The sequence below is a fragment of the Planctomycetota bacterium genome (assembly GCA_021414025.1).
In the GTDB taxonomy this organism is placed as follows: Bacteria; Planctomycetota; Phycisphaerae; order Phycisphaerales; family SM1A02; genus SYAC01.
This window is the reverse complement of the sequence record JAIOPG010000002.1, coordinates 304,791-317,226: the sequence shown is the minus strand read 5'-3', so window position 1 is coordinate 317,226 and position 12,436 is coordinate 304,791. Positions and strand designations below refer to the sequence as shown.

Annotated in this window: 10 protein-coding genes, 1 tRNA gene and 2 rRNA genes; 1 reads left to right on the top strand and 12 read right to left on the bottom strand. The window is 62.0% G+C overall.

Annotation, left to right across the window (positions count from 1 at the left end):
- Positions 1-47: 47 nt before the first annotated feature.
- The 8 genes from K8R92_02050 to tadA all read right to left on the bottom strand — a co-directional run bounded on the left by K8R92_02050 (position 48) and on the right by tadA (position 7,507).
- Positions 48-884 carry a septum formation initiator family protein gene (locus tag K8R92_02050; GenBank protein MCE9618672.1) on the bottom strand — a complete coding sequence of 279 codons (837 nt, stop codon included), beginning with the start codon at positions 882-884 and terminating at the stop codon, positions 48-50.
- Positions 885-1,004: 120 nt separating this feature from the next.
- A complete protein-coding gene (gene mdh, locus K8R92_02045; GenBank protein MCE9618671.1) occupies positions 1,005-1,973 on the bottom strand; it encodes a malate dehydrogenase in 969 nt (322 codons plus the stop codon).
- A 156-nt stretch (positions 1,974-2,129) separates the two neighbouring features.
- Positions 2,130-2,203, bottom strand: a tRNA-Ile gene (locus tag K8R92_02040).
- Positions 2,204-2,324: 121 nt separating this feature from the next.
- The gene (locus tag K8R92_02035; GenBank protein ID MCE9618670.1) at positions 2,325-2,798 is read right to left on the bottom strand and encodes a hypothetical protein; all 474 of its coding nucleotides are present in this window, start codon (positions 2,796-2,798) and stop codon (positions 2,325-2,327) included.
- A gap of 124 nt (positions 2,799-2,922) precedes the next feature.
- Complete coding sequence (locus K8R92_02030; protein MCE9618669.1) at positions 2,923-3,897, bottom strand: CNNM domain-containing protein; 975 nt, start codon at positions 3,895-3,897, stop codon at positions 2,923-2,925.
- On the bottom strand, positions 3,894-5,165 hold the full coding sequence (locus tag K8R92_02025; GenBank protein MCE9618668.1) for a hemolysin family protein: 1,272 nt from the start codon (positions 5,163-5,165) through the stop codon (positions 3,894-3,896). Before K8R92_02025 ends, K8R92_02030 begins: the two co-directional genes overlap by 4 nt.
- Positions 5,162-5,662, bottom strand: a complete 501-nt coding sequence (locus tag K8R92_02020) for a hypothetical protein (protein MCE9618667.1) — start codon at positions 5,660-5,662, stop codon at positions 5,162-5,164. The genes K8R92_02025 and K8R92_02020 overlap by 4 nt, the downstream gene beginning before the upstream one ends.
- A complete protein-coding gene (gene tadA, locus K8R92_02015) occupies positions 5,663-7,507 on the bottom strand; it encodes a Flp pilus assembly complex ATPase component TadA (GenBank protein MCE9618666.1) in 1,845 nt (614 codons plus the stop codon).
- 42 nt (positions 7,508-7,549) lie between these two features.
- Here tadA and K8R92_02010 point away from each other — a divergent pair, with 42 nt between their 5' ends.
- Entirely contained in the window at positions 7,550-7,714 is a 165-nt protein-coding gene (locus tag K8R92_02010) for a hypothetical protein (GenBank protein ID MCE9618665.1), read from the top strand.
- Here K8R92_02010 and K8R92_02005 read toward each other — a convergent pair.
- The 4 genes from K8R92_02005 to K8R92_01990 form a co-directional block, all read right to left on the bottom strand.
- A complete protein-coding gene (locus K8R92_02005; GenBank protein ID MCE9618664.1) occupies positions 7,711-8,082 on the bottom strand; it encodes an RNA-binding protein in 372 nt (123 codons plus the stop codon). The genes K8R92_02010 and K8R92_02005 overlap by 4 nt on opposite strands.
- A gap of 159 nt (positions 8,083-8,241) precedes the next feature.
- Positions 8,242-8,877: a hypothetical protein gene (locus tag K8R92_02000; GenBank protein MCE9618663.1), complete on the bottom strand. Its 636-nt coding sequence runs from the start codon at positions 8,875-8,877 to the stop codon at positions 8,242-8,244.
- 189 nt (positions 8,878-9,066) lie between these two features.
- A 5S ribosomal RNA gene (rrf, locus tag K8R92_01995) occupies positions 9,067-9,173 on the bottom strand.
- Between the two features lie 164 nt (positions 9,174-9,337).
- Positions 9,338-12,114 (bottom strand): 23S ribosomal RNA (locus K8R92_01990).
- Positions 12,115-12,436 lie beyond the last annotated feature (322 nt).

Sequence of the window (12,436 nt, the reverse complement as noted above, 5' to 3'; positions counted from 1 at the left end):
ATCACGCAAGGCTGATTGGAAAATAGTGCCGATTTTCCCCGAAACGCTCAGTCGGCGGATCGCGGCCAGAATTCGTCGCCGCCGCCGGAGGAGTCGATCGCCTGCGCGCCGGAAACAGAATCTCCGCTTTCGCCGCTGGACACCACGAAGTAGGGCTCCTCCTCAGTCGCCCAGCTCCATTGCTCGATCGGTTCCTCGACGGAGGCATCGATCATCGATTCAGTCGGCAAATCCGCATCCGCCAGCGCGAGCGCATCTCCGTTCCAGTCGCCCGCAAACTCGGCCCCCGGCGGTTCGATCGAATCCGGCGACAAGCCAAGCGCCGCCCTCGGATCGGCTGCGGCCCCCGATCGCGATTCGGCCAGCTCGAGCCATTGCTGCTCCATCGGCGTCGCCACGAACTTGTTCGACGGCGTGAGGGGAATGCCCGTGGTCAGTCCGATGAAGACGATCAACGCCCCGCCGCCCATCAGCCACAAGCGGCGCTGCCCGGAGGCCAGGCGCGTGAGCAGCGTGTCGGGAATCAAGTTGGGTTCGAACGCCTCCGGTGGAACCGTGGCTTCGATCCAATCACTGACGGTGTGCTCCATGCTGGTCGCCATCAGCACCGGGGCCTCGCCTTCGGGCATCAGGTTCAACTGGCTCGCGGCCAGCCGGGTCAGCAGAGAGGGATTCTTCGACTTCAGCTCGGCCAGGAACTGCTTGTAGGAGTCGATCCGCTTGAGATTGACCTTCTCCTCCTGCTCAAGCCGGGCCAGCTGCTCCTTCAGGACCGCCACGTCATGCTGTGCCGGCAGCAAGGCGCTGACCACCATGATGGCCAGGCCGGCGATGGTGAAGAGCCATCCGGGATCGAATCGAAAGAGCGGCCGCAGCGGGGACATGACCCGCTCTATCGGCAATTCCGTGGAGATTTCCTTGGAAATCGGCGACGGAATTGCGGCGCCGCGCCGGGGCACGCCGCCATGCGCTTCAACCGCCTGCCATCGAATCCGCGAGGCTTTTTATGCCAAGTCCGGGAAAATCTTGCGGACCGTGCCGACCAGGTCCTTCACATGGGAGATGCTCTCATCCATCAGTTTGCGCTCGTCGCCGACCAGGTCCACTTGAACGATCTTCTCCACACCCTTGGTGCCGAGCACGCAGGGCACGCCGACGAAGTAGCCCTTGCCCTTTTGTCCCTTGGCCACGCCGTACTCCTCTTCGCAGTAGGCGGCGCAGGGCAGAATCCGCTTCTTGTCCTTCACGATGGCTTCCACCATCTGGATGGTCCCGGAGGCCGGCGCGTAGTAGGCGCTGGTGCCCATCAACTGCACGATCTCGCCGCCGCCGACCTTGGCCCGCTGCATGCACTTGTTCACCACTTCGTCGGAGAGCAGCATGTTGATCGGAATGCCGTGCACGCTGGTGAAGCGCGGCAGCGGAACCATGTCGTCGCCGTGGCCGCCCAGCAGCAGCGCCTGAATGTCCTCGATGCTGCAGCCAAGCTCCATCGCCAGGAAGGCGCGGAAGCGGGCCACGTCCAGGCACCCGGCCTGCCCGATGATTCGGTTGGTTGGGAATCCGGTGGTCTTCCATGCGGTGTAGACCATGGCGTCCAGCGGATTGCTGACGACGATGACGACCGCGTCGGGCGCGTTCTTGGCGACCTGTTCGGAGACGCTGCGGACGATCTTCACATTGGTGGTGATCAAATCGTCGCGACTCATGCCGGGCTTGCGCGGCAGGCCGGCGGTGATCACCACCACGTCGCTGCCGGCGATGTCCTTGTAGTCGCTCGAGCCGGTCACCTTGCTGTCGAACTCCTCGATCGGGGCGCACTGCATCAGGTCCAGGGCCTTGCCCTTGGCGACGCCCTCCTTCTCCGGAATGTCCAGCAGCACGATGTCGCCGAGCTCCTTGGCGGCGGCCCAGTGGGCGCAAGTGGCTCCGACATTTCCAGCACCAATGATCGTGATTTTTGCTCGTCGCATGGTTGGTTCCTTTGTAGTGCCGCGGCTGCGGGGCCGAGAAGCATACCGGGTTCCCCGTGATCGAAAAGGCTTTGGTCCCAAGGGCGTTGGCGGGCACGACTCGCGGCGGCCGAAAAAGACAACGACCGTCCCGGATCTCGGGGCGGCCGCCGCCAATGCGCCAGAATGGACTCGAACCATCGACCTCGCCCTTATCAGGGGCGTGCTCTAGCCAGCTGAGCTACTGGCGCAAGGCGTGGAAGTATAACCAAATTGGCTCGTTCCGGCTCCGTTGCATTCCATAGGCAGCGCAGGCGAAATGCGGCGCCGATCCGCGGATCGGGCGGCGTCGCGGCCTGCATGGACGAAAGATCAACCCTCGGGCGTCGCGCTCATGCGCACGGCGTTGCCGGCCGGATCGACCTTCACCGCCGAGCCCTCGCTCTTGATGTGACGGCTTGGATACCAGCCCCACTGGGGGCAATCCTCGGGCCCGAAAAATTCGAACTCCTGGCTGCGCATGACTTGCTGATTGAGGTCGGTGCGCGCCTGGTCCACCTCGGCGACCTCCTTGGGATGGTTCAGAGCCGGTGCGTCGGCGAGATGCTGGTTCATTCTGCGCTGGACCAGAAGTCGCTGGGCGCGCAATTGACCGGGGGTCAGTTTGCCGCCATGAGCTTTGACCACCAATTGTCCGAGCTCGCCGGTCGCCTCGACCACGGCCTCCTTCTGGCTTGCGTCCTCGGCAGCGAGGAGTTGGCCCGAGAGTCCCAGGACAGCTCCCAGCATTGCGAGCGAATCCAGGGCGTGTCCCAAACATCGCTGATTGTGCGTCAAAGTCTTCATCAGGCACCTCGGTTTGAATGCGTCAGGGCGTGCCCGGCGGCACCCATGGATTCATCGTGACGATGGCACCGCGACTTGCCGCAAAAATGCGATTTCATGTCCGGAGGTTCCGCCTGTGCGGGCGTCACCAGGCCTGGAAGGAGCCGACCACGGATTCGAGCATGTCCCGCAGGCTGGCGACCCCCGCCGCTCGCTCGCCGTCGCGGACCACCACCAGGGTGCCGCCCCTTTCCTGCAGCGCCCGGATCGCCTCGGAGACCTTCGCGCTGCGCGGAAGTTCGATCGCGGTGCGCATCAATTCATGCGGCGATTTCTCCGGCGTCACCAGAACATCCATCGCGGAAATGACCCCGACGCAGCGGTTGCTCCGGTCCACCAGCGGGTAGGTCGAGTGCTTGGAGTTGCGCAGCAGCGCCCGGGTCTCCGCCGGCGTGGCGGCTTCGTGCAGCACCGCGGCCTCCTTCCACGGCGTCATGACGTCGGACAGCGTCAGGCCGCCCAGTTGCATGACCCGGTCCGCCATGGCGACCTGCCGTTCGCCGATGGCATCCGAACTTTCGCGAAAGAGCTCCAGAAACCTCTGTCGTGCATCGAGCGTGACGCTGCCGCCGAGGCCGGCACGGTGCACGATCAGCGATCCCAGCCAGGTGATCAGCGGTACCAGGCCGATCACGGAGAACAGGACGCGGAAGACGCGAAGAAATCCGACGCAGGAGTAGGTCCAGCGGTCCGTGTGCACGCGAAACAATTCTTTGGGCAGCGTTTCACCGAACACAAAGATCAGCGGCAGGAGGATGCACGCGTTGATGGCGATGCCGGCCAGCGGCGAGATGCCCATGACTTCGAGCATGTGCGCGATGGCCATCGACCCGAGGTCGTGGGCGCAGGCGTTGCCGATCAGCAGCGTCGCCAGCAGCCGGTTTGGAAAGCGGATCTCCTCAAGCAGCCGCATGGCCGCGAGGCGAGCGCGCCCGACCTCAAGCGCCAGGCGGACGCGATTGAGGGTGTAGATGCCGGTCTCGATGCCGGCGAACATCGCCGACAGCCCCAGCGCCGCCAGCAGCAGGCCCGCGTCCAGAATCCACAAGGAACCGTTCATGGAGCGGGCTCCGGGCGGCGATCCGGCGCGCGCCGAACCCAGACCCACAGCACCCGATTCTTCTCCATGCTCTCAACGACGATCTCGAGTCCGTCAAACATGAGCACGTCGTTGGCCTTCGGCAGCCGGTTCAGATGTTCCATGATGAAGCCGCCCAGCGTGGTGGATTCCGACTCCGGCTTGGGCAGGTGAAAGCGGTCCGCGGCGTGGGCTAGGTCCGTGTCGCCGGGCATGCGCCACCAGCCCGGGCCGACCTGCGTGGCCGCCGGCTCGCCGGCCCACTCGCTGGACACCTCCCCCGAAATCTCCCCCACCGCGTCGCGCAGGCTCACCACTCCGGCGGTGCCGCCGAATTCGTCCACGACCACGGCGGTGCGCTCACCCTCGCGCTGAAACCATTCCAGCAGCTGACCGACCGTGGCCAGCTCGGGAACGAAGCCGATCCGACGGATGTGCGCACTCAGCGGCGTCTGTTCGCCGCGGGGATCGAGCAGGTAGCTCCGGGCGTCCACGAAGCCCGCGATGTGATCGAGATCGGGATCAACGGCGATGAGCCGGCTGCGCCGCGACGCCTTCACGGCCTGGAACACCTCGCGGTAGCCGGCGTCGATGCGGATCGACGAGACGAAGACCCGCGCCGTCATGAGATCGCGGACCCGGCGCTCCTGCAACCGGATCACCCGCTTCAGGGTTCCAGCTTCCTCGCTGCGCAGCACGCCGGACTTCGAGCCCTGCCCCACCAGCTCCTGCACGTCGGCCATGGAGACCCCGCTCTCTGGTGCCACTCCGGCCAGCCGGGAAAGCGGCGCCACCACGCCGCGGTCGAGAATGCGGCGGATCGGGCCGACCACCTGGTGCACCAGCAGCAGCGGCGGTGCCACCACTCCGGCCAGCGTCAGGCGCGCCACATTGCCCACCAGCTTGGGCAGGGTCTCGCCGGCGATGACCAGCACCACCAGCGAGAGCAGCGCGAAGGCCAGCTCGGAGAGCGGCTTCATCTCGAGCATCAGGATGATGCCGCTGGAAACCACGAAGAAGAGCGTGTTCGCCCCCATGTTGACGAAGAGGACCGTCACCAAAAGCCCGCGCGGCTCGCGCAGCAACTCATCCACGCGCCGCGCGGTCGCCGGTCGCTCGCGACGGAGGCGCTCACGGTCCGACTGGCGCAAGCCGAAGAGCACCGTTTCCGAGCAGGAGGCGAACGCGCTGGTGGCGACCAGGGGAATCAGCGCCAGCAGCAGCATGACTTCAATCGGGCCGATGGTCATGGAAGGCACTCGTCGCCCGCCCGGCGCAGAGCACGGAGTCGGTTCAGCGCGTCGCAGGCCGCGGTCCAGGACGCAGCGTCCGGCCGCGCGATCAGGGCGGCCATGGCCGTGTCTGTCTCAGTTTCAACATGTGCCAGATCGCGGCGCACTTCCTCGGCAATCTTTCGCCGCTCTGCGCCGTCGCGCCCGGCCGCGTCGACCGACTCGCGCAGCTCCATGATCCGCATCAGGAACGCCGGGTCCTGCCGCGGCTCCGTCGGCCGCGGATTCGGGGCGAGCAGCTCAAGGATCGCCCTTCCCCGCGACAGGGAATCCAGCAGGTCGCCCGCTGCCGCGTTGATCCGCGAGGCCTCCTCGACCGCGGAGCGCCGCCGCACCGCGTCGGGCTGCCGGTCGGGATGCGCGGCAATGGAGCATCGGCGCTGGGCGGCGCGGATCTCCTCCACGGAAAGCCGCCATGACCTGGGCAGTCCCAGCAGAGCGAACGGATCCTCCACTCAATCGCCCCCGGCCACGCGCTCGACTTCTTCGTAGCTGGTCACGCCCTGCGCCACCAGCTGAAAACCGAAGTTCTGCAGCGTGATGTAGTGTCCCTGCGCCAGCACCGTCCGAAGGTCCGCGATCGTCGGGCGCTTCAGCACCACGTCGCGGATGCCCTCGGAAAATTCCAGCAGCTCCAGGAGGGCGCGGCGGCCGCGGTAGCCGGTCCCCAGGCAGGCGCCGCATCCCACCGGCGAGAAGATGCTCGGCATGCCCTCGCCCGCACGCCCCATCTTCAGCAACTGCGAAGGCGTAGGTCGAACCGCCTTGCGGCATTTCAGGCAGAGCGAGCGGCAGAGCCGCTGGGCGACGATCAGGTTGATGGCATTGGCGACCAGGTAGGACTCCACGCCCAGATCCAACAGTCGGAAGATGGCCCCCATCGAATCGCGCGAATGCACGGTGGAGTAGACCAGGTGGCCGGTCATCGCCGCCTGCATCGCCACCTGCGCCGTCTCAATGTCGCGGATCTCGCCGACGAAGATCACGTCGGGATCCTGGCGCAGCACGCTGCGCAGGATGTTGGCGAAGGTGTTCCCCTGCTTGTGGTCGATGGGGATCTGCGTGCATCCCTCCAGGTAGTACTCGACGGGATCCTCGATGGTGATGGCGTTGCGGGTCTCCACGTCGATCTCGCGCAGGCAGGAGTAGAGCGTGGTGGTCTTGCCGCTGCCGGTCGGGCCACAGGCCAGCACCATGCCCGAGTCGCGGTTGGCCATGGTGCGAAGTTTTTCATACATCCAGGGCAGGACGCCCAGTTCGTGCAGCCGGGTGGGGCTGTTGGCGGTGTCCAGCACGCGCAGCACCAGCTTTTGTCCGTGGATCGCCGGGGTCAGGCTCACGCGGAAATCCACGCGTCGTCCCTTGGTCATCGTGCTGAAGTGGCCGTCCTGCACCTGCGACTTCTGGCTGGTGTCGATTTGACAGAGGATCTTCACCATGCCCAGCAGCCGGCGCAACAGGTCCAGCGGAATCTCGGCGGCCAGCACCATGAGTCCATCCACGCGCAAGCGGATGGTGGCGCGGTCCATGCGCGGCTCGACGTGCACGTCGCTGGCGCGGCTGCGGAAGGCCGTCAGCAGCACGAGGCGAAAGACGCGGATGCTTTCGCTGGCGTCGTCGTCGTCCTCGCCGCCCATCCCGGCCGCCTGGTGCACGATCTGTCCGCGCATGTCCACCAGCGAGATGTCGGAGGCCTCGAAGGGCTTCTCCATCGCCTCGTCGCAGATTTTCCGCAGCCGCGATTCCGGGTCGTTGCCGAGCGATCCCGCGCCGACCACCGCGTTGAGGTCGATGTCGATGGTGTTGGCAATGGGCGCAGGCGCGGCGGGCTTCCCTTGGTTGAGGCCGGGCAGCGCCACCTTCTGCTTGGGCCGGTCGCGCCGCACGCCCGCCTCCCGCTCCAGCGGAATGGACGGCAGCGACTCAAGTCCCGCTGGCCCCGGTCCCGCCTCGGGCTGGGAAGTGGTTTCGTCCTCGGTTTCCGGCTCCTGCGGCCCCGCCTTGAGCAGCGATTCATCCGGGGAGACGAAGCGAATCTCCAGCTTGCCGATCCGGATCACATCCAGGTTCCGCAGTCGGCGCGTTGCGATCTTGCCCCCGTTGACCCGGGTTCCGTTGCGGCTCTCCAAGTCGCGGACCTGCCAGACGCCCTCCACGCACTCGATCACGCAATGCTTGCGGGAGAGCGCCGAATCATCGACGGCGACCACATTGTCGGCAAGCCTGCCAAAAGTGACGCTCGAACCGTCGAGTTCGATGCGCCTGGGCTTTGGACCGCCTTTGACCTCGAGAAAGGGCACACGTGAATAATAGTGGAACCACACTCAAGCCACACTCGGCGCATGCAAGGCAAGGAACGGCAGGAATTTGCACGCGACGGAACGCCGGACCGTACACCGAAACGAAGTGTCATCACCATCGCGGGCGTGACGGTGCCGTCCAAAAAGAAAAGCGTCCGCCCCACACTGGGGCGGACGCATTTGTTCAATTGGAAAGACTTGGCTTAGTCGCGGGAACCGCGGCCGTAGCCGCCGCCACCACCACTGCCGCCACGGCCGCCGCGGAAACCTCCGCCGCCACCGCCGCCGCCGCTGTAGCCGCCACCGCCGCCGCCACGCTCAGTGCGCGGAGGACGAGGCTGGGCCTCATTGACGACAATCGCGCGGCCATCGACCTGCGATCCGTTGATGGCGGCAATGGCCGCCTCACCGGCGGCCTTGTCCGTCATGGTCACGAAACCAAAGCCGCGTGAGCGACCGGTTTCCCGATCGGTCCCGATGTACACTTCCTGCACCTCGCCGTGGGCTTCGAAAGCAGCTCGCAAAATCTCATCCGTGGTACGAAAATTTAAGTTACCGACATAGATCCGAAACATGTTCAACCGTCCTAAGTAAACGACCGTCGCGGCCGATAGCGTGAGTCAAGAACGGAACTGAACACCAGTCTCGAACCTGATCCAAAGTTAGTGGCATCAGCATAGCAGAAAATCAAGGCTTTCCCCCCTTTATTTTATTTTATTCGAGTCCCGCTCGGATCAGGGGGCTTTTTCGCCCTTGGGCGGGTTTGGATCCCTTGGCAGCGGCGGCACTTGCGGCGCATTTCCGGGGAAACTGCCCGGAGTTCCGGTCCCTCCGGGGCGAGCCGCGGGACGAGGCGGCCGGACATTTCCGCTTGGGAAACTTCCTGCAGCACCCATGGGCGGCTTGCCCTCCGGCGCGCCGCGAAAACCAGGTCCGCCCGAGGAACCGCTGACGCGACGCGGATTGCGGCTGGACGACGGCCGGCTTCCGCCGCTTCCACCCAGGCGCGGCGTGGCCGTGGTGCGCGGGCCCCCCATCGGCCTCGAACCGTCTCCGCGAAATTTCGGCCCAAACGGCCCCTGGCGAACCGGCTTCTCCTTCGCTTCGGGCGACAGCTTCTTTCCCTTCTTGAGGGCTTCGTTGATGAAAATCGGGCGCCCGAGAATTTTTCGGTCGGTCAGGGTCTCGATGGCCAGCTGCCCCTTCAATTTGTCCTTAAAGAGCACAATGGCGAAACCCCGGCTCTTGCCCTCCGCGTCGACGGCGATCGTGATCTCATCCAAGTCGCCGAATGGCTCGAACATGGGACGGAGATCCTCGACCGTGACCTTGTAGTCCAGATTGCCGACATAGATTTTGAACATCGCCATGGCAAGCCCTCGATCGAACAACGCTCTACGACTCCGTTTCACCGCATCCCGAGCGTCGCAACGACTGCAAATACTATAAACCATCCCGCTGAAACTGGAGCGGATTTCACGGCGGAATTCGAATTTTCCGGCACCCACCGCTCCAAAAATAAAGAGAGCCCTGACGGTTTGACCCGTCAGGGCTCGTAAAGTCGGCGATCACCTACTTTCCCGCAGAGCAGTATCATTGGCCGCAGGGTCTTCACTTCTGAGTTCGGGATGGGATCAGGTGTTACCCCCTACGTAAGGTCACCGACAAATTCATTCGAGGGCTTTCACCCGCGAATGAAGGACAATGGTTTGACACAGACTTTTGTTGAAGCACCGGCTGGGATCGAATCCCAACGAGATGTCTTTGATGCATAGGATCCGGTTGCAACGAGATCTTTCGATCTCGAAACAACGACGGGATCCGGTCGACATGGCCAAACGATCGACCGTTCGTACCGCTTCGCTGAACGGATTTCTCCGATTACACGTGCGGCCGATCAACCTTGTGGTCTACAAGGGGTCTTTCGTCTTGCGACATGGAATGTTTATCTTGAGGGGGGCTTCTCGCTTAGATGCTTTCAGCGATTATCCCTGCCGCACTTAGCTACCCAGCGATGGACCGAGTGGTCCAGCTGGCACACCAGGGGTACGTCCTTCCCAATCCTCTCGTACTAGGGAAGTCTCCTCTCAACATTCCTGCGCCTACAGCAGATAGGGACCGACCTGGCTCACGCCGGTCTGAACCCAGCTCGCGTTCCGCTTTAATGGGCGAACAGCCCAACCCTTGGGACCGCCTTCAGCCCCAGGATGCGAAGAGCCGACATCGAGGTGCCAAACCGCTCCGCCGCTATGGACGCTCGGGAGCGATCAGCCTGTTATCCCCGGGGTACCTTTTATCCGTTGAGCGACGACCCTTCCACACGGAATCGCCGGATCACTAAGGCCCACTTTCGTGAGTGCTTGCGCTGTTTCGCTCGCACTAAAGCTGGCTTGTGCCTTTGCACTCTAGGCGCGGTTGCCAACCGCGCTGAGCCAACCTTTGCACTCCTCCGTTACACTTTTGGAGGAGACCGCCCCAGTCAAACTGCCCGGCATGCAGTGTTCCCCGCCCGGATTCACGGGAGTCGGGGTTAGGCCACGAATTCATTCAGAGTGGTATTTCACTAATGCCTCAGCCGAACCCGAGAGTTTGGCTTCAAAGGCTCCCACCTATTCTACGCAGAACAAATCCATGACCACTGCAAGCGTACAGTAAAGGTCCACGGGGTCTTTCCGTCTTGCTGCAGGTAGGCGGCATCTTCACCGCCACTACTATTTCACCGAGTCGGTCGTGGAGACAGTGCTCCAGTGATTACGCTATTCATGCGCGTCGGAACTTACCCGACAAGGAACTTCGCTACCTTAGGACCGTCATAGTTACGGCCGCCGTTTACCGGCGCTTCAGTCGCTAGCTTCGCATTGCTGCTAACCAGCTCCTTTGACGTTCCGGCACCGGGCAAGCGTCACACTGTATACGTCCTCTTGCGAGTTCGCACAGTGCTGTGTTTTTGATAAACAGTTCCCAGAGCCTTTTCTCTGCGCCCTCTCTTGCGAGGAGGGCCCCCTTATCGCGAACTTACGGGGTCAATTTGCCTAGTTCCTTCACGACCGTTTTCTCGAGCGCCTGAGGCTATTCGCCACGCCCACCTGTGTCAGTTTTGGTACGACTCATACGCTTGTAGCTGTGCGTTTTTTCTTGGAACCTGTCCACCCCACATTGGCCACAAGGGCCTGCACACTTCACAGTGCCGTGCGAGCTTTCAGATCCGTCACGTCAGCTTCGAACCTCACGTACAAGGGCAGGAATATTGACCTGCTGTCCATCGACTACGCTTTTCAGCCTTGCCTTAGGTGTCGCCTAACCCTGGGCGGAATTACCTACCCCAGGAAACCTTGGGCTTTCGGCGAGGGAGATTCTCACTCCCTTTATCGTTACTCAATCTGGCATATTCACTTGCTATTGCTCCAGCGTCCCTCGCGGAACACCTTCACAGCTAAATAGCGACGCTCCCCTACCCGACAATAAATTGTCGCCACGGATTCGGTACAAATCTTGATTCCCGATAATTATCGGCGCCAGATTCCTCGACTAGTAAGCTGTTACGCACTTTTTAAATGGTGGCTGCTTCTAAGCCAACATCCTAGCTGTCACAGCAATCTGACTACCTTAAGAACTTAGATTTGATTAGGGACCTTATCCGATGGTCTGGGTTGTTTCCCTTTTGACCGCGAACATTATCGCTCGCGGACTTACTCCCGAGGCAAAAGCTCATGGTATTCGGAGTTTGATTGGACCGGGTAGCCGGGTAGGCCCCCAAAGTCCATTCAGTAGCTCTACCCCCATGAGGTGGCCCTCGAGGCTAGTCCCAAAACTATTTCGGGGAGAACGAGATATCTCCGGTTATGATTGCACTGTAAGCCCTCCCCACAGGTCATGCCAGAACTTTTCAACGTTCACGGCTTCGGTCCTCCAGCGGGTTTTACCCCACCTTCAACCTGCCCATGGGTAGATCAACCGGTTTCGCGCCTATCTCCTACGACTAATCGCCCTTGTCAGACTCGGTTTCCCTTCGGCTCCGCTGCGTAACAGCTTAGCCTTGCCGTAAAAAATAACTCGCCAGATCATTATGCAAAAGGCACGCCACAATCCTTGCGGACCGTGACCGCTGTGTAAGCACATGGTTTCAGGTACTTTTAACTCCCCTTATCGGGGTACTTTTCATCGTTCAGTCGCCTTACTGGTTCACTATCGGTCGTTAAGGAGTACTCAGGCTTGGAGGGTGGTCCCCCCATGTTCAAGCCAGGTTTCTCGAGCCTGACTCTACTTGAAGCCATTTCCCAGGTACGTGCCTACAGGGCTGTCACCTTCTGTGGCTGATCTTTCCAGATCACTCAACACGATACTGGTTCGTCCACTTTCGCTCGGCGCTACTTGCGGAGTCGCGGTTGCTTTCCTTTCCTCCAGCTACTGAGATGTTTCAGTTCGCTGGGTTCGCTTTACTGTCCCTATACATTCAGGACAGAATGGCCTTGCGGCCGGGTTGCCCCATTCGGAGATCCTAGGATCAAAGCTCGGTTACCAGCTCCTCTAGGCTTATCGCAGGTTCCAACGTCCTTCATCGCCTCTTAACGCCAAGACATCCACCATGTGCCCTTTCACGCTTGGCCATGTCGACCGGAGACCGTCGGTTGAATTGCTTCTCGCGACTGTTTTCTGGTCGACCACCATGCCGGCCCCTTTTGCTTGTTGGACCGGCAACCCGCATCTTTGAATGAACAAGTTCATTCATCAACGCGAGCAGCATCTCAGACATTCTCGAATTCTCGGTGCTTGCAACTAATCAATGCGTCTTCGACTTTGAAAAACTCAAGCAAAAGACGCAAGATTGTGTCTATCTGTATTCGTCGTGACCTCAGTGGCCCTCGAAGACCAGCGGCACAAGCCGCGTCACGCGAACACTCAAACCATTGTCTCATTCACTTATAAAAC